At 49.1% G+C, this 19,385-nt stretch carries 12 protein-coding genes; 8 read left to right on the plus strand and 4 right to left on the minus strand.

The genetic code is table 11. From position 1 onward, the window contains the following. Positions 1-19 precede the first annotated feature (19 nt). The 4 genes from SB752_RS01170 to SB752_RS01185 form a co-directional block, all read right to left on the minus strand. Positions 20-1,258: a branched-chain amino acid ABC transporter substrate-binding protein gene (locus SB752_RS01170; RefSeq protein WP_410713922.1), complete on the minus strand. Its 1,239-nt coding sequence runs from the start codon at positions 1,256-1,258 to the stop codon at positions 20-22. Positions 1,259-1,286: 28 nt separating this feature from the next. Beyond that, positions 1,287-2,447, minus strand: coding sequence for a M20/M25/M40 family metallo-hydrolase (locus SB752_RS01175; RefSeq protein ID WP_410713923.1), 1,161 nt, complete (start codon positions 2,445-2,447; stop codon positions 1,287-1,289). Between the two features lie 20 nt (positions 2,448-2,467). Continuing rightward, on the minus strand, positions 2,468-3,754 hold the full coding sequence (hutI, locus tag SB752_RS01180) for an imidazolonepropionase (RefSeq protein ID WP_410713924.1): 1,287 nt from the start codon (positions 3,752-3,754) through the stop codon (positions 2,468-2,470). Between the two features lie 89 nt (positions 3,755-3,843). Continuing rightward, the gene (locus SB752_RS01185) at positions 3,844-5,580 is read right to left on the minus strand and encodes an N-tau-methylurocanate hydratase (protein ID WP_410713925.1); all 1,737 of its coding nucleotides are present in this window, start codon (positions 5,578-5,580) and stop codon (positions 3,844-3,846) included. A gap of 369 nt (positions 5,581-5,949) precedes the next feature. Here SB752_RS01185 and SB752_RS01190 point away from each other — a divergent pair, with 369 nt between their 5' ends. The 8 genes from SB752_RS01190 (at position 5,950) to SB752_RS01225 (ending at position 19,361) form a co-directional block, all read left to right on the plus strand. Further along, the gene (locus SB752_RS01190) at positions 5,950-7,368 is read left to right on the plus strand and encodes a sigma-54 interaction domain-containing protein (RefSeq protein ID WP_410713926.1); all 1,419 of its coding nucleotides are present in this window, start codon (positions 5,950-5,952) and stop codon (positions 7,366-7,368) included. A 113-nt stretch (positions 7,369-7,481) separates the two neighbouring features. Continuing rightward, positions 7,482-10,103: an SLC13 family permease gene (locus SB752_RS01195; protein ID WP_410713927.1), complete on the plus strand. Its 2,622-nt coding sequence runs from the start codon at positions 7,482-7,484 to the stop codon at positions 10,101-10,103. A gap of 173 nt (positions 10,104-10,276) precedes the next feature. Continuing rightward, entirely contained in the window at positions 10,277-10,636 is a 360-nt protein-coding gene (locus SB752_RS01200) for a DUF3307 domain-containing protein (protein ID WP_410713928.1), read from the plus strand. Between the two features lie 25 nt (positions 10,637-10,661). Further along, a complete protein-coding gene (locus tag SB752_RS01205; protein WP_410713929.1) occupies positions 10,662-11,348 on the plus strand; it encodes a Crp/Fnr family transcriptional regulator in 687 nt (228 codons plus the stop codon). Next, positions 11,345-13,138: a CHASE2 domain-containing protein gene (locus SB752_RS01210; protein WP_410713930.1), complete on the plus strand. Its 1,794-nt coding sequence runs from the start codon at positions 11,345-11,347 to the stop codon at positions 13,136-13,138. Before SB752_RS01205 ends, SB752_RS01210 begins: the two co-directional genes overlap by 4 nt. 27 nt (positions 13,139-13,165) lie before the next feature. Next, entirely contained in the window at positions 13,166-17,308 is a 4,143-nt protein-coding gene (locus tag SB752_RS01215; RefSeq protein WP_410713931.1) for a fibronectin type III domain-containing protein, read from the plus strand. A 55-nt stretch (positions 17,309-17,363) separates the two neighbouring features. Further along, positions 17,364-18,554: an NHL repeat-containing protein gene (locus SB752_RS01220; RefSeq protein WP_410713932.1), complete on the plus strand. Its 1,191-nt coding sequence runs from the start codon at positions 17,364-17,366 to the stop codon at positions 18,552-18,554. 153 nt (positions 18,555-18,707) lie between these two features. Beyond that, on the plus strand, positions 18,708-19,361 hold the full coding sequence (locus tag SB752_RS01225) for a GntR family transcriptional regulator (protein WP_410713933.1): 654 nt from the start codon (positions 18,708-18,710) through the stop codon (positions 19,359-19,361). Positions 19,362-19,385: the final 24 nt, after the last annotated feature.

Here is a 19,385-nt window from a genome sequence, read left to right on the forward strand (position 1 = left end):
TCCTTTCCATTGGTCCTGATTACTCTACCTTGCCTACGTATACGGACTTGTCGTTCTCGTATTTGAATATAAATACGTCGGCGCTTTGGTTATCCCCTTTGTCATCAAAAGTGACCGTTGTAAACTGGCCCTGGAAGCCTTTTGTCTTGTGAACCGCTTCTAGCACCTGCTCTCTCGTAGGCTTTTTTCCGCCATTTGCTTTGATGGCTTCAACCAAGGCATTCAACAGCAGATTCGTAGAGTCAAAGCCGTATACCGAGAGTGTCTCCAGTGGTTTATTCATCGCTGCTTTGTATTCCTCTGCCCATTTCTTGCCTTCCTCCGTCTGCGTCACATCCCCGGAAATGGAAGTAAACACAACACCCTCGGCGGCAGGTCCCGCAATTTTCACCATGTCAGAGGAATCAAGCCCATCTCCGCCCATGAAAATGCCCTTGTAATTTTTCTGCCGCGCTTGCTTGACGATAATGCCTCCCTCTGGATAGTGACCGCCGAAATAAATCATGTCCGGATTTTTCGCCATCACCTGATTAAGAACAGCCGTATAATCCTTCTCTCCGACCGTCACGCCTTCGTAACCGAGAACCTCGATTCCATCTTTTTCAAATTGAACTTTGACCTCGCCAGTCAAGCCTTGGCCGTATGAGGTTTTGTCATGGAGAATAAACACACTTTTTACCCCTAGCGCCGATTTGGCATACATCGCCGCTTTCGGCCCCTGCGCGTCATCCCTGGCTACGATGCGATGCACCGTCTTTTTACCCTCTTCGGTCAGCTTCACCGCTGTGTTGGCAGGCGACACCATGACCAATCCGCCTTCCTCGTATTTGACAGAAGCTGCGATCGCCACCCCGGAGTTTAGATGACCGATTACCCCAAGCACGTCGGGATTGGAGATCAGCATCTCTGCGTTCGCTACGCCCATTTTGGGATCAGCCTGATCGTCCTGCGGAAACAATTGCAAATCAAAGCCCAGCTTTTTGAACTCTTCCTTCTTTTGATTCAGCGCGTATTCCGCCCCGCTTTTGATCGCATCGCCGAGCGAAGAGGAAGCTCCAGAAAGAGGACTTTGGGTCGCAATCAAAATTTTGCCCCCGGCTTCTGCATTGCTTGTCGGGCTGCCTTCAGATGAGGTGGCAGGGCTTTGGGCAGCAGTAGCTCCGCTGTTTGCCTGATTGCTTGCGGCGCCACAACCTCCGAGCGCGGCACTGGCGATGAGAACAGCAGAAAGGATGCTTTTTTTCGCATGCTTTTTCATACGGCTTGATCCCCCTTTATCTGACCCTTTATTTTGGTTTGTGCATTTCGTACCATTCACAAATAAGTGCTGCGGCGTACTTGCCCGTATTCACTAAATTCTCAATGCTGATATGCTCCTGGTAAGAATGGATGTTGCGAAAGCCGAGTCCCAGCGTAATGCAGGTCAAGCCGTTTTCATTGAGGACATTTGTATCTGCTCCGCCCAGTGTTCTCGTCAAGTAAGGCTTTACGTTGATTCTCTCTGCTGCTCGAATCGCCGATTGTACGAGATCGGAAGCTTCTGGTATATCAAATCCAGCATATTTTTTCTCTACACGCGCATGTGCCGTGCCGCCAAGCGATTCCGCTGCCTCCGTAAACGCTGCGCACATATGCTCGATTTGCTCCTGCAAGCCTGTGGCGGTAAAGCTGCGCACCTCACCGCTCACCTTGACCATTCCCGGGATGATCGAGGTCAGCTCACCACCCTGAATCACCCCGATGTTTGCGAGCGTCTCCTCACTTACTTTGCCGAGCTGCATCTTGCGAAGTGCGGCTGCCGCGATCAATATGGCATTAATCCCTTCCTCAGGATTTAGACCGATATGCGACTGCTTGCCCTTGATTTCCCACCAAATCCGACTGCTGTACGGTCCTTGCAGGATGATTTGCCCAACGTCTCCGCTGCTGTCAAAAATGTATCCGGTCTTGCTCCGCACCTTGGTGTAATTCAAATATCTGGCTCCGACCAGACCAGGCTGCTCGTAGACGGTCAGGATCAGCTCGATGGGTCCGCAACGCGCTCCTGTTTCCTGAATGACTCGAATCGCTTCGAGATAGGCTGCCAAAGCTGCTCGATCATCGGCACCAAGGATCGTCGTTCCATCTGAGTAAATGACACCATCATTTATCACGGGAGTAAGACCCGCTGTAGGCAGCACCGTATCCATATGGGTAGAGAGGAAAAGCGGCGGCAAATTCGGGTCGGTGCCGTCCCACCACGCAATCAGATTCCCGCAGTTTCCCCCAATCTGTTTATGAGCCTCATCAAATTGAATGGTGAACCCCATCTCGGTCAAAAGCGGGACCAGAACATCCGCCATCGGCTTCTCGTCTCCGCTCGGTGCATTGATCTTGGCAAGCTGCAGGAAGCTGTTCAGCAAGCGTTCCCCATTCACTGCTTCCGCCGCTGGATACTGGGTTTTCATTTTCTCCTCCATCCTTTCTGTCAGACTACGCTTTCCGTCCATTTTTCCGCTTTGGATCGATCCACGACCTGCTTCCCACACTTGATGACGCGTTCAACAACATTACCGCCTAGCTGATAGATCACATGCTCGTAGGACGGGACATTCCAGATTTGCAGATCAGCCAGTTTTCCAACCTCAATTGAGCCACGATCCTTCCCAAGTCCGAGCGCCATCGCTCCACCAATCGTTGCCGCCCGCAGTGCTTCTGCCGGGGACATCCGATACAAACGGCAAGCGAGTGCCATCACGAATTGCATCGATTCCGTCCAGCAGCCCGGACACAGATTGGTTGCCAGCGCTACGGTCATCCCAGAATCAATCATCGCCCGCGCATCAAACGGTCGAGGATGTCTTACAGCAAAATCGAGAGCCGGCATCAACACGCCTGTGACCCCTGCATTCGCCAGCTTTTGCATGACAGCTGGAGGCGTGTAGTTCAGATGATCCGCCGAAACCATGCCCATCTCCGCAGCCAAATCCGAGCCGCCTACGTACGAATACGCATCCGTGTGAATCTTTGGCTGAAGCCCTGCATCAAGTGCTGCCCGTAAAATTTTTTCCGATTCTTGCGCGGTAAAATGCCCGTCATCGCACCAGACGTCACAATACGTAGCGATTCCAAGTCCACTCACCCACGGAATCATCTCATCAAACAAAACTCCCATATACACCTCTTTGGGGAGATGAGCCGGCCAGCCATGCGCACCGAGAAACGTACTGACAATATCGACAGGCATCGCCTTCGCCAGCTTGGCATTTACATGGAGCATCTTGATTTCATCTGTCGTCGTCAGACCGTACCCGCTTTTACTTTCGACCGTTGTTGTACCAGCATGCAGCATCCTCCCCAGCCGCTCTCTGGCATCTTGAAACAGCTGCTCTTCACTGGCGTTTCTCGTCATCTCGACGGAAGCCAAAATCCCGGTCTGAATTCCCAGCCGTGCAAGCTCTGCCGGATCATCAATCGTCATTTTGGCTGCATACTCCTGCACCCGTGAGCCTCCAAAAACGAGGTGCGTATGGCAATCGACGAAGCCGGGAGCAACAACCTTTCCCGAAGCATCAATCACCTCGGCATGCTCTATGTCGACCTCGGCGGCAACCTGGTCCCGGGTCCCAACCGCAATAATCTCCTCCCCCGCGATTGCGACCCAGCCTCCCGGAATTCTTTCGACTGAGCTGACATCGGTACCTCGGCAGGTGACGACCTCCGAAGCGTTTTGAATAATGAGACTCGCCCGGCTTTTCTGCACCTGTCTGTTCATTTACCTCCACCCCCTAGGCGGTATGTGACACAAGAATTTATGACAGGGACGCTGCCACGAGATCAACAGCAGCGTCCAAGGAACGTTTTTTAACGGGAAAGACTCGTATTGTCTGCTTCTTTTTCCTTGAGATCATTTGGTCCGAACGTAGCGGTAGGTGTCCACCAGAGCGGGATTTTGATGCTTTCCTTGGTTAGCTCGCCTTGGCCGTTGGCTACATCCTTGGCAATTTGGTAGCCTGCCTGCGCGTGGCGCACAACCCCGATACCAGAATCTACGGTCATGCAAACGGACAAGCGCATATTCGCCTCCTCTGTCCCGTCAGCAATCATCGTCACCCCGGTATGAACAGCCTCGCCCATCGAGTAGTTCGCCTGAATCGCGATCAAATCGCACATCCCCACTGCATTTAACAGACCATTCAGCATCGGCCAGTCAGAAATCAGGTCGCCGCCATCCATCATTTTTTCCGATTCAAAGGTAGGGTTGACGATGGAACCAGAGTCCAGATTGTCCCTGGAAAATGCTACTGGTCCAGCCAACTCTCCGCGCTTGATCATCTCATTTACTTCAAGAGCAAATTCTTTACGCTGTCCAAAGCCGAGGTAGCAGATGCGCGCTGGCAAGCCTTCGATCGGGATGTGCTCGCGAGCCAGCTTGATCCAGCGGGTGACGAGCAAATCGTCCTTGAACTTTTCCAGCACCATGCTGTCGATCTTCTCCAAATCGGACTTCTCCCCAGACAAGCAAGTCCAGCGGAAAGGTCCGCGGCCTTCGCAGAAAAGCGGTCTGATGTACTCGGATACAAAGCCCGGAATTTTCATCGCCTCTTCCTCAGGCATTCCAGCGTCACGACACTCCTTGCGCAGGCTCGTGCCATACTCGAATGCGTGCACACCCTTGTCAAAAAACTGGTTGGTCACGCGTAATTCACGAATCATCGTTTTCCGTGCCAGCTGCAAATACAGTTCGCGATCGGAGCGGCGCAGCTCTTCGGCTTCCTCTGGCGTATAACCAGCCGGGAGGTACGAAAGCGGATCATGCGCTGGTGTCATCGAGGTCAAAATGTCAGGCATGAAGCCTTTTTCATACGCTTCTTCAAATACATCCGCTGCATTGCCCACGACGGCGACTCCAAGTGATTTGCCCTCGGCTGCATGTGCTTGAGCCAGCTCAATAGCATGATCGAGTGAATCTGCCAGCAGATCGATATACCCCACACTCATACGGCGGCGAATAATTGTTTCGTTCGCATCCACGAGGATACATACACCGCCGTGCATCGTCATCGCCCGGGTCTGATTGCCGCCCATGCCGCCAGCCCCCGCCGTAAGCATGATTTTTCCGACGAGCGAATCGTTGTAATGCAATCGCGCAATCGCAGACAGCGTCTCAAACGTTCCCTGGATCACCCCCTGCGTGCCAATGTACTCCCACGGTGCTGCTGTATACTGGGCGAAGATCGTCAAGTTTTTATCCTGCAAATCATAGAAAACGGGCCACGATGGCTTCATGATATTGGTCGTTGCCATGACGACAGTCGGTGCGTATTTATGCGTTTTGAATACAGCTACTGGCATCCCTGACTGCACGACCAGCGTCTCGTCTTCCTCCAGCTCCTTCAAGGAGTTCACGATCGCATGGTACGATTCCCAGTTTCTCGCGCACTTGCCGATTCCACCGTAAATGACCAGCTCCTCTGGCTTCTCGGCATTTTCCATGTTGTTCTCAAGCATGCGGAGAATCGATTCCTGTCTCCACCCTTTGCACCGCAGGGTAGAACCTCGACCAGCTTTTACGGAATATAGAATTTCAGGTTTGCTCATTTCGTTTCTCCTCCTCATGTTTTGTGTACGTCCTTGTCGCCCTAGTAGATATAGCATTTATTGTGCCAATGTTCAGAATTTAATCTCCAGCACTTATTTCGCTGCTTTTTTCCGTTCCACACAAAAAGAGACCCCCTCATTGGAATCTCCTTTCGGCGCAAAAACGTTTGCGGAATGTCCAGCTCTGCACATTTATTTCTCATCAAAAGCTTGATATGACTCTGTTTACTTCCACCGCAAAAACTTTCTGCGCAAATAGTTTCTTCTCCTTTACGAATCGTGACGGATGTTAGCACTTCTGCTATTCTATGAGTTAGAAAGTTCTGAAAATAAACCACTCGCGTGATGAGAAATGGAGCGTGATCATGGATGCTTTCAACCGATGCTAGACTCGCTTGCCTGGAACAGATCGTCGATTCGCTGAACGAAGGTGTGCTTGTGAGTGACCACGAAGGGAGAATCATCCTCTACAATAAAGCCCAGGAAAAGCTGGAAGGCTTGAAAAGTGAAAATGTCATCGGAAAATACCTGTGGGAGGCCTACAATTACAACCCCGAAATGTCCGAGCACCGCCGTGTCTTCAACAGTGGACAGCCTGTCATCGCACAGTACCGGGCACATGCGCATATTAACGGCATCCCGCAATACGTCACCTACAGTACATATCCGATTATCCATAACGGTGAAACCATTGGTGTATTCTCGATCAGTCACAACGAGACCAAGCTAAAAAACTTGCTGCATGAGACGATTGAATTAAAACGCAAAATCGTCACGCAAAACAAAGGCAGCAAGGAACAGCCCAGCAACGGTACAACGTATACATTTGGCAGCATTAAAGGCAGCAGCTCTGTTATGAAGGGACTGATAAAAGACGCGCAAAATGTATCCATGCACGACACGGATATATTAATTGTCGGAGAAACAGGCACTGGAAAGGAATTGTTTGCCCAAAGTATTCACAATCACAGCAAGCGGGCCAAAAGTCCCTTTGTCGCGATCAACTGCGCAGCCATTCCGGAAACGCTTTTGGAAAGCACTCTTTTTGGTACGGTAAAAGGCTCCTATACGGGGGCTGCCGATCAAATGGGGCTATTTGAATACGCCCAGGACGGCACCCTCTTCCTCGATGAGATCAACTCGATGCCGATCACGCTTCAATCAAAATTAATTCGCGTCCTCGAAGAACGCATGGTTCGCAGAGTCGGTGCCAATGCCGTGACGCCTGTGCGCTGCACCATCATCAGTGCCTCCAATGAAGCGCCAAAAGAATTGATTGCCACAAGCAAGCTGCGCTCTGACCTGTATTACCGCATCGCCCGTACGTGTCTCATCATTCCTCCTCTTCGCGAGCGCAAGGATGATATCGTCTTTTTAATTGATTACTTCCTCACTCTCGCCAGCAAGCAGCTAAACAAAAACGTAAATGGTCTGTCAGCACGCCTACACGAGCTTTTTCTGCAATACAAATGGCCGGGCAACATCCGCGAGCTGCACCATGTTATTGAAAACCTGATCATTCGTGCCGACGAGGATCAGAACTTGCTGGATATCGACCATCTTCCTGCCTACCTGCGTGAAAATATGATGGAAAACAGCCTGCTTGGGCTCTCTAGCCGCACAAGGGAGCGCAGACCACTAAAAACGGTCACCACCCCCTACGAAGAACAATTTATTCGAACGATTTTGGATCAGGCAGAATGGAATATTACGAAAGCAGCAGAAAAAATCGGTACCACTCGCCAAAGCTTGCAATATCACATCAAAAAACTGAATATTCGCAGGTAGCATAATTGTACGATGATTTTCTAGCTGAATGGTTCGAATCAGATTATAATATTAGCGAGTAATATAATCTGAATAATGGTTTACATTATGTTTTTTAGGCGGGAGGTGGACTTTTGACCACGCTTCAACGAATTGAAATGTTCAAGCAGTTGTCTAATATGGAGCTAGCGAAGCTGCTTGGAAAACTGGAACGAAGAACGGTTCCCGTAGGCACAGTCTTGTTTTCGGAGGGCGATCCTGGAGACAATCTGTATGTAATCAAAAGCGGCAAGCTCGAGCTGTTCATCGACGCAAAAAAAAGCGGTGCAGCTCAATCGATTTCTGTACTGAGTGAAGGTGATACACTCGGGGAAATGGCGATGCTGACCGGTGAGGCCCGCTCCGCGACTGCGATCGCTGCAACCGATGCAGAGCTGTATATCATTAATCGGGAAACATTCGACAAGCTCGTGGAGGAGCAGCCGTCCATTTCGTCCTATTTTATCCGTTTGTTGTCCAGCCGATTGACAAGCACGAATAAACAGCTTTTGGTCAACAAAGAGCAAAACTACCAAATCGTTGCGCTGGAGCTCGACTCCTTACCTTTATCTCTCACTCATGCCTTACTATGGTGCTCAGAATTTCCACGTGTCCACGCAAGGGTGGCAGAACGGCGGTTTGGAATTTTGCTTGACCAAGCTTTGGAGCAATTTCCGGACGCAAACAAGTATCTCCAGCGAGTAGAAGCGCAGCCGGAATGGTTCACGCTTGTTCCGGGAATGCGGCGTCTTCTCTCCGAAATTGCTACGGTAAGGTTTGGGCATGAAGAAAAACGTCGCTGGATTGCCGAAATGCTGGATGATTTTCAAAAGAACAACGATTGGGATGCCGCCATCGAGCTCCACGGTGTAGCCGGTAGATGGACAGAGGCTTTGCAAATCGCCCTGCATGTCCTGCCTGAGCTTGCGGAAGCAAGTAAAAAGCGTCTGTTCACGCTGTTATCCGATTGCCCACCCGAGAAAATCGTAGAAAAGGATGCGCTTCTGGCAGGTTGTATTCTCTACGGAGAGCCAGCCGAGCATCCTGAGGTTGGACTGGCACTATTGGACCGTGCCTGGAGTGATTTTGGCCCCGGCTACACGACCGAACAATGGATTACTACATATGAATGGGCTGCCGAGCTGCATGCCCGATTAAACAGGCACCAACAAGCCATGGAATATCTGACGCTCGCGGAAGCCAAAAGATCGCTCTCCGGAATCGCTGGTGAAGACGGCAGCAAAGAGTATGACCTAGCCAAGCAGCAACTGGCACAGCAGTACAGTCGCACTCGTGCCTACAATACGGTCGGGCTGTTTCACAAAAGCAGGCTCGGTGGATGGATTGCCGCCATTCTGGTTCCAATCAGCTTGATACTCTTTCATTATATAGAACCCATCGGTGGCTTATCTCGCGCCGGAATGGATTTCATTGGGATCGGGGTCGCTGCCGTCATCCTCTGGATCGTTAATGTCATCCCCGATTACATCGTCGGACTTGGGATGGCTATGGCTTGGGTGCTCGGCGGACTAGTCGGACCAGAGGTTGCTCTCTCCGGATTCGCCTCAACGACTTGGCTTTATATGATTTTTATTATGGCTTTCATTGCGGTAATCACCCGCTCTGGTATTTTGTTTCGCGTGTCTCTCAATGCGTTAAAACGATTTCCGCGACATTATCGCGGGCAATTGTGGGGTGTCGTAGCCGGAGGAATGCTACTCAACTCATTGATCCCGTCCTCCTCTGCCAAAGTTTCGCTCGGCGTGCCACTTGCACGAACCTTGTCCGAATCGATGGGATTTGCTGACAAGAGCCGCGGCGCAGCAGGACTTGGGCTGGCTGCCATGATTTTTTATGGCTTTACCGCGCCTTTTGTACTCACTGGCTCCTACACAAACATGATGGCATATGGACTTGCTGCTGTCTCCGAGCCGATCAACTGGCTGGAATGGTTCTTATATGCACTGCCCGCCTTTTTCATTTTTTCTGCTGTCATGCTCGTCATCCTCCAGCTCATGTTTCGAAATGTACGTCAGGTACGACCTATATCAGATGAAGTACTGGACGAACAGCTGCAGCTATTGGGGCCATGGTCGAAAACAGAGCGCATAGCCGTTTCAACCACACTAGGAAGTATCGCCCTACTCATTCTTGCCCCTTTGCACGGAATCGATAGCGCATGGATTATGCTGCTCGGCTTTGCCGTTTTGGTGATTAGTGGAGCGCTTGACCGCCAAACGGTCTCAAACGGAATTGACTGGCCGTTTCTCTTGTTTTTAGGAGTCGCGTTCAGTTTTGCTACGGCCACTCAAGAGCTAGGCATTGCAGACGCTCTTTCTACCTTTCTCGGTGAAAAGCTCTCCGTGTTTCTGACAAGCCCTACCCTTCTCTTGACAGTTGTGATTCTCGTGTCGTTTCTCGTCACTCTCATCATTCGGGACGATCCCGCGGTTATCTTACTCGTGACTGCCTTGCTTCCATTGGCACAGCAGGCAGGCATCCACCCCTGGATTTTCGTCTTTGTGATTTTGCTGGCCACAGACCCATTCTTTTTTACCTATCAATCACCGACCTATTTAACCGCTTACTATAGCTCGGAGGGTAAGTCCTTTAGCCACAAGCAGGGTCAAAAAATCGCACTTGGCTACGCACTTGCCATCATCCTTGCCGTCGCAGCCAGCGTGCCGTATTGGGAATGGATCGGATTGATCAAATAATCGGAGGAAAGAAATTATTCATTTTGTGAACCAGAACACAAAAATCCCCCGCTCCTTTCGTTACAATAGGATAGATACATCAGCAAAGCTTCAGAATTTTTTACTACTTTCGTACCAGATTCACTTATAATGGAAGGCGTGATGGACCTTCCAATGGGGGGAGTCAAGGAGAAGTGAATCATTTTAGTGCTTTTGACATTCTACTCATTGCCCATTTGATCGGGGACTACATGTTTCAAACCGAATGGATGGCCAAATACAAGGCGCAGCGCTGGCTTCCGTTACTCGCTCATTGTCTTGTGTACACAGCGATCATCTCACTCGTTGCTTACTTGTTTATTCCAGGCGGTTTATCTGTCTGGGCGATCTTATTCGTATTTGTTACTCACATGATTTTAGATCGCCGAACAATCGTTTTCCTCTGGTATCGAAACATTATGCGTGTCACAGACGATGGGAGCAAGTGGCTGATGGTCATGTGCGATCAAATTTTCCATCTCATCGTCCTCGCAGCAGCTTTGGTCATCAGCTGAAGCAAAAAAGGAGTCGTTTATCCGTATGACTGAACAGCATTTCCTTCGACATTTTCCCTTTTTTCAGGATTTGGAGGATGACGATTTAGCCAAGCTCGCTCCTCTCTTCCTTACTCGTACATATGAAAAGGGAACGAATATTTTCCGAGAAGGGCAAGCAGGAGAAGAGTTATACATCATTAAATCAGGGGTCGTCAAAATTTATCGTGATGATGAGGTTCGGGACATTATTCTCGCCATTTTTCGGGATGGTGATTTTTTTGGTGAGATGGCCGTTCTGGAAAATGAACAGGTTCGTTCTGCCTCAGCAAAAACAATGGAAAAGACAGTAGTTTATTACTTGAATCGCCGGGATTTCGTCTCTTTATTGGAGCAAAACCCCAAAATCTCGTGGAGAATCCTGGAAACAGCACTCGATCGTTTGCGGAAAGCCAATGAACTCATTACCGATTTAACCCTACTGGACGTTCGCACCCGGATCATCAAGATGATGCTGCGACTTACGGAGAAGCATGGCGTGAAGCAAAAATCGGGAATTCTCATCGATTTGAAGCTCACCCATCAGCAAATTGCCGACATGACAGGAACCGTCAGGGAAACGGTGACGAAAGTGTTGCTCGATTTGCAAAATCAAGATTTTATCCAAATAAAAAAGAAAAAGATCCTGATCTGCAATCTTGCGGAAATCGAACGATTGGTTGAGACCTCATGAAAAAAAACATCTGGAACATCTCCATTATCGGAAATCTCATCGTTATCCTGATTTGTCTGACTCTCTTTATTGGGGATTCATTGCAGCGGATAAACTACGCTTTCTACGATTACGACATGAATAAGTCTATGACTCATGCCCCACACGAAGATATTATTGTCGTCGACATTGACCAGGAGTCTCTCGATTTAATCGGAACCTTCCCTTGGCCACGCGATACCTATATCCCCCTATTGGAAGCTCTTTCAGAAGCAAAGGCCGTTGCGTTTGATATTACATTTCGGACAAAAAGCGAAGACCCAGCAATCGATGAGGCCTTTGCAGCCGAGCTGGCAAAGCATGACAATGTCATCATTCCCTCTGTCGTGGAGCTAGAAAACTTTTTTCGCAAAGAGACAATCGTAACCAAAGACCAACTCATTAAAGGACAGAAGCTTCTGACCTCCGTCCCACCGATTGACAAGGCGGCAAAGACAGCTCACATCAATGCTGTGCTCGACGATGATGGTGTGATTCGCCGGACCTGGCTCATGCTCGATTCGCCCGAAGGAAAGATTCCGTCGCTCGCCTATCAGGTAGCTGACATGTACGGTGCAGATGTGAAGCATTACTTGACTGATCATCCGCAAACAGAGCTGGCGATCAAATTTGACGGCTCTACCAAAGACTTTATGAACATCCCTTTTTACATGGTGCTAAACGGAGAAGTTCCTCCGGAAACCTTTAAAGATCGGATTGTACTTATTGGAATGGCTGCCGCAGGTAGTGATGCACATCCAACACCCGTTGATAACCATATGTATCTGGTTTATGCCCATGCCAATATCATCAACCAATTGCTGCACGACCAAAAAATCACCATCGTCGGCAATCTGCTGATACTCGCTCTGATGCTGATCGTGTTCTTCTTCACCACCTGGTATACGTGGCGATTGAAGCCGCTGTATAGTATATCGATCGTGATCGGAACCTCTATTCTATTGATTTTTGGCCAATTCATCTTGTTTGATAGCAAGCTGATCTATTTATCGGTTGTCTATCCACTCGCAGCTTTATACACTACCTTTTTCGTGAATATCGCAGTCAAAACGTATTTTGAAACGAAGCAGAAGCAGTTTATTACTCAGCAGTTCGGGCGATATATCTCTCCCGAATTGGTGAACCAGATCGCAAAAAGCGAAGTCGAATTGCCACTTGGCGGTGTGAACAAAGAGCTATCGATCCTGTTTTTGGATATTCGCGGCTTTACCCCGCTCTCGGAAAAATTGCGCCCCGAGGAAGTCGTCGATTTTCTCAACATGATGTTTGACATGATTACGAATCAAGTGCTCAAAAACCACGGGACGATCGACAAATTTATCGGGGATGCGGCGATGATTCTCTACAATGCACCCTTGGATGTGCCTCACCATGAGTATCATGCGGTCAAGACAGCCTATGATATCCAGCGAGGCATGGAGCAGGTGCGAAAAGACATCATGGACAAATACGAGGTCGAGGTCAGTATCGGAATTGGCATTAATACAGGAGAAGTCGTCGTTGGAAATATCGGCTCGTTTTTACGTGTCGACTATACCGCTATCGGTGATCACGTAAATACTGCTGCACGAATTGAATCGAATGCCCAGGCCAACCAAGTATTAGTTTCCGAGTCAACGTATGAACGAACCAAGGACTATTTCGGCTACCAGTTTGTTGGCGAAAAGATGATGAAAGGCAAAACAACCGGAATCAAGCTATACGAGGTGTCTGGCCATGTAAAAGCGCCTGACATGGAGCAAAAGTCGTGAGATTTGTGAAAGTGAGGTAGTCTAGCAGTGAATACGATCAGAAGCTTGCGAAGCACACGTTTTCTAGCAGTATGGCGTAGCCTTTTCGTGCTGGTGATGATAAGCAGCATGCTGTTTGCTGAAATGAAAACAGTCGCGGCGGCAGAAACCTCGCGCACTGCCAAGGTGGAAAGTGTGACCGGTACCGTACAGGTTAAAAAGGCTGGCGGTACAAAGGAATACAAAGCATTCAAAAACATGAGTCTGAACCAAGGTGATCTGATTAAAACAAGTGCCAAATCGAGTATTGTACTGTCGATTGCGGATAGAGAAGATGAGATAACCGTTGGCGAAAATACCGAGGTCTATATTTCCGAGCTGCAACAAGCTTCGAGCAAGCAGACCGATTTAAAGGTATGGTCGGGCTCTGTCTTTATTAAAGCCAAACCGTTGACCAAAACGGAAGATCAGTTTTCGATCTCTACTCCTACTGCGGTGATGGGCGTGAGAGGAACGCAATTTTTGGTTACCGTCGATCCGAATACCGGTAAGTCCACAATTGTCGTAGCGGCTGGAGTCGTTTCAGCCCATAATCCAAATCAAAACCAGATGCTTAATCTTTATCCAGCCATGCAGGGATCGTTTTTTGCAGGACGTCCGATTGAGTCCGTGCCGCTCCCTACATCTGCATCTTCGGTCATTCAACCATCAGACCTGATTAACACGTTATCCCCAGAGATCATTGAAGCAATCATTCGTTCAAAGCTGGCAATGGATCAGGAGCATGACGAGTTTATTTCCAAGCAGCTGGAAGCATTACGACAAGGACAATTCACTGACCCTCTGACTCAGCTCCAGCTTACGAGTCCAGAGGATCTGGAACGCTATCAGCAAAACTTGCACGCACTGGTGAACTCCATCATCAGAACTGCACTTGACAACGGAAAGGTAACGCCAGAGCAAGTAGAGCAACTCATTAATAACGCTAACCTCGAGCTGCAACGAAAAATTCAGCTAGACGCGAAACCGTCTCTTAACTGGAACACGCAGCAAGAAGTAGAGAGACAGAAGCGCTTAGAATTGGAGGAGCAGCGGAAAAAGCTCGCGGAGCAAGAGAAAAAGCAGCGCGAAGCTGAGCTGGCTAAAAACCTCTCTGCGGATTTATTAAATAAAATCAAGGAACAACAAGACAAGCTGGTAAAAGCAAACGAAGAGGCAAAAAATAAGGCACGCGAACAAGCTGGGAAAAATTTACCTGTAAATCCTACAGCTCCTGGTACTCCTGGGGGCTCAGGTACTAGCCCTGGTTCAGGTTCTGGAGGCGGTGGCAGCTCCGGGGGTGGCGGTAGTTCTGGAGGTGGCGGTGGCGGCGGCGGTAAAGACCCTGATGACTCAGGTACTATCGTCTCTATCCCGAATATTACCACTGAAAGACTCTTGAACAACTCCTATACGTTGCCTCAGATTATCCAGGCAAAAATGAGCAACGGAAAAGAAAGAAATGTTGCCGTGAGATGGAACAAGTCAGCAGATACCTCATTGACCGGGACTTTCACGTACTATGGCAGTGTATCAGGCTACCAACCAAAAGTTGAGGCGACGTTAAAGGTATTTGCGCCATTCGGTGTTCCTGTCACACTGAATCAGCAACGGATGATTTTCCAGGGGAACACCATACTTGATTTTGGCTCGATGACCATCCCGCCGAACGCAACGGTGACGTTGGAGAATCTTTCTCCCTCCCTCCCGGCTGACAGTGGTTTGTCTGTAGCAGGGCCGATAATCGATTTTCACTTTAGCGGCATTGAAATCACGCAGCCAGTGACGATCTCTTTTCCGGTGAATACGGGTGCTCATCCTGAGCAGCTCGCGATTTTCCACAAAAACAGTGATCAGGACTGGGAGTACGTTCCTACCGTTGTTTCAAACGGAACTGCGACAGCACAGGTGAGTCATTTCTCTGCATATGGCGTCTTGTCTGCTGCCAAGGTCGGTGGAGTTACATCCTCTCCCGCACCTGGATTGGTTGACGCCGGAACGAGTATCTACCTGATCTCGGAGACGCCAGGAGCGACGATTTATGTAAAACAAAACGATGGTTTCGTTGAGTACGAGCCAGGCGATGCAATTACAATCCCTAGTGCAGGAAGCTTGGAAGCTTATGCCACAAAGAGCAACATGCGCGATGGCGAACCCGTACAATTAAGTTACAGTACTGCCCAAGCAAGTGTGATCGACAGCAAACGAATCAGCGTCACATTCTCGCAGCCGATACAAACGGAAGCCTATGCAATCGGCGTATCTCCTGCTGGAAGTACGGCTTTGTCGGGACTGCCGATTGAACACGTAGAGCACGTCGGAGACAGCGGACTTACGATTACATTCGAAACGGACACGGTATCCATCCCGCTCCAATTGTTCTCGGTAAAATTTTATAACGGCTCACAGTATGTAGCACAAACTAATTCATTCGAACTGGGTACGAAGCCGAAACCGCCAGAGCCTAAGCCTCCACAGATCAAGACTTTCCCGCTTACTTTGTCTGAGCTAGGCACAGATATGGCAAATCTGGAGTGGAGCATTCCAGAGGGTACTGCGGACTATAAGGTCTACCTGAATGGAGAGCTACGGTCAGATTTTTATGTAGAAAGCAACTGGGATGCCAAAACGAGCTATCTCTATTTATACGATCTTGCTCCCGATACGAAATACTCGGTCAAAATTGAAGCTCTAAATAATTCCGGGAAGAAAATTGCAGAGGGTTCCCGTACCTTTACTACAAATTCACTTGCCGGGATTCAGGTTGATGTAATCGATCGAGGCGCTGACTTCCTGACTATTAAATGGTCGCGCTCCTTTGAACCTTATCCAAATGGAGATCATTACCGTCTCTATATCGGTGAGGGTGGAGCAAAGGAATACAAAGCTTCCGTAACTGCTAACTCGCTTCTGGATTACAGCTTTACAGGGCTTTTGCCAAGCAAATCCTACACGCTCTATGTAGAAGCATGGCCAGGAGGATGGGATAATCCCAGGGACGGTGGAAAAGCAACTGCCTCTACTCTCGGGAATACGGAGGCAACATCCTTTACAATCAATACTCAGGGGCTTGCTACCGATTCTGCCTCTTTCTCTTGGAATAAGCCTGCTGGGACAGAAGCGTATGAAGTGTATGTAAATGGTGAGCAAGTACTCAATCCGAGTATCGAGACGACACCGGATGGGATGAGTTTTCTTTACTTGCACGATCTGGAGCCTGCAACAAATTACTCTCTCCGCGTATACGCATTGGATGCGAGTCCTAAGCGGATTGGTCAAGGCTTTCTCACGTTTAAAACACAGTCGCTTCCTCCTGAAATCACGATTTCAGTTGGAGAGTCAGGACCTGATTCCATCATGATTTCCTGGGAATCGAATATTGAGCCTGGTCAGTACAACGGTGAATATCGCGTTTATTTACTTGCAGGAGGGACAAAGGTATTACAGGAGAAGTTTTCATTCGATTCTCCAAATCATGAATATATCTTCCATGGTTTAGACTCCGGCACAGAATACACTTTTTATGTAGAGGCTTGGAAGAGATTCCCTGAGACTCTGATCGTGTCCGCTGAATCGTCCGGGTCTACTACAGACGCAGAACCAGAGGTAGAGGATCTATCAATTGAACAGAGTGATATCTCAACCAACTCTGCAACATTCAAATGGTCCAAAAAAACTGATACGGCTTCCTATCGTGTCCACTTGAACAGTTCTCTTTTAAGCGAGTCTGCGTACACGATTGAAGACGGTGCCGACCAAGTCCTTAGCTTACCTGGTCTGGAGCCAGATACGCCCTACACCTTGATGGTTGAGGCATTGAACAGCTTCCTGCAACCGATCGCAAGAGGTGTAAGAGAGTTCAGAACCGATTCTGAAGCTCCAGCCCCAATCGAATTGCAAACTGTTCCAGATGCAACCTCCATTCAAGTTTCCTGGGCTCCTGTCGCATTTGAAGGAGAGTACCGTCTCTATTTGAATGACAAAACGACAGTCGCGAAAACAGTCGCATCTGGCGAATCTAACCTATCCTATACCTTTGAGGGGTTAGAAACAAACGAGCAATATACCATTTACATCGAGGCTTGGCCTACCGGTGCAACGAGTCCGTTAACTTCTGGAGAAACACAAGTCATAACCGTCCCGCGCATCTGAGTATTCGACGTTCAGCTTTCTCATCATTTCGAAGCATTACAAAGGAGCAAATCATATGAAACGACAAACATGGACCGTATGGATTGCTTCCCTGGCGCTAGGCTTGTTGACCGTCCATACTGCGGGAATTACACCAGCACACGCAGAAGCTGCCGCACAGACAGCTCCTGCTGCGCCCTCGGTAGTTACGATCGCTGGAAACGGTCAATTTGGAGAGGATAACGGTGCGGCTTTGTCCGCATCGCTTCGTACTCCGATGGGAATCGCCATTCATTCGGATGGAACCGTATATGTATCTGATACGAAAAGTCATTTGATTCGCAAGCTACTCCAAGGAGCTGTCTCTACCTATGCTGGGGTGACCATTTCTACCGATGAAAAAGGCCTTCCAGTCGGAACGCTCTTCGACGGCGCTTTGAACCAGTCTCTCTTTCAATCTCCTGAAGGAATCGCTTTGGATCCGCAAGGCAACCTGTATGTAGCTGACAGTGGCAACCACTCGATTCGTAAAATTACAGCGCAGGGGGTAGTCACGATTGCCGGAGAAGGCATCATGGGCTACCAAAATGGCACAGGTGCACAGGCACGCTTTCACTCACCAAGCGATATCGCCGTGGCAAAAGACGGAACCATCTATGTGGCAGACACGCTAAACCATGTCATTCGCAAAATTATGCCAAGCGGAGCGGTAACAACGCTCAACAGTCCATCCACCCGACTCGTCGAGATTTCACCTGGTTATTTTGAAACAGCAGGTGATTTTCAGGATGGCCCTCTCGCTTCCGCCAAATTTAATGAGCCAAGCAGCCTCTATCTGGATGCAACAGGAAACCTGTATGTAAGTGACACAGGAAACCAGCGTATCCGCTATATCGATTTGAAACAGAACACGGTAACGACAGTAGCCGGTGATACGAGCTTGACCTACGCACCAAATAGCCTCTATATCGAGGGCAATTACGCGGACGGCGATGCTGCCAAAGCACAATTTCAATTTCCTCGAGGCTTGGCGATGACGTCAGAAGGCGGCCTCGTGATTGCGGACAGTCAAAATCACGTCATCCGCTATTTGCACAATGGCAAAGTTACGACGCTCGCGGGTACGGCTGGAAAATTCGGCAATCAGAGCGGCACTCCCGCTAACGCCCAGTTTTATCTCCCTGTCGACGTAGCCGTGGATCTGCAAAATACAATCTGGATCGTGGATTCCTTTAACAATACGCTTCGCCAGTTAAAAATGAAGTAGAGAATAATCAAGGCTAGCTCACAGGCGGTTCCTGTTGTCATAACGACACTGGAACCGCCTTTTTGTCTGGCTCTGCTAGGCACCTGATTACAATTATTAGATTATTCAAAATTATGGATTGACCACTCATCCAATATGCAATATATTGGTTTTATGGATACAACTTTTATTAAACACATCAACCGTCCGTCTTTGCGTGATCAAGTGTATCAAACGCTCAAATCAGCCATCGTCACGCTCGAAATGGAGCCCGGACAGCGCTTGAACGACAACGAGCTGGCTTCCCAGTTTGGGGTAAGTCGGACGCCTGTTCGCGAAGCGTTGAAACGTCTGGAGGACGAAGGACTGGTCGAGTCCATCCCGGGCTCCCTCACTCGCGTAACACCACTCAACATAGAGGAGGCGAAACACGCATTTCCTGTAGTTGCCGCTCTACATGCATTGGCGGCGCGTTTGGCAGTCTCACAAGTAAAGGAGGCTGATCTCACCGAATTGGAAAAGTGGAACGACAGCTTGCAGCTCGCTCTCGAACAAAAGGATGTCGTCAAAGCAATCGAGGCGGATGACGGATTCCACGATGTCTTCTTACGGGCTGCTGGCAACAAAGAAATTTACATCGCTCTGGAACGGGTTGTGCCCAAAATCAGACGGCTTGAGTTTGCCCGCTTTGGCTCTTTGAAAGGTCTGGAATCTTTTGACCAGCACAAAAAAATAATCGCAGCGATGAGAAGCAGTCAGAGTCAGACTGCTCTCGAACTTGTGGAAGAAAACTGGCTAAGTCTAGGCAGGCTACTTACTGATGATTGAAAAAACATTTAGTAGGGGGTAACA

Origin of the sequence: Brevibacillus sp. SIMBA_040, from assembly GCF_046535075.1 — a bacterium.
GTDB lineage: Bacteria > Bacillota > Bacilli > Brevibacillales > Brevibacillaceae > Brevibacillus.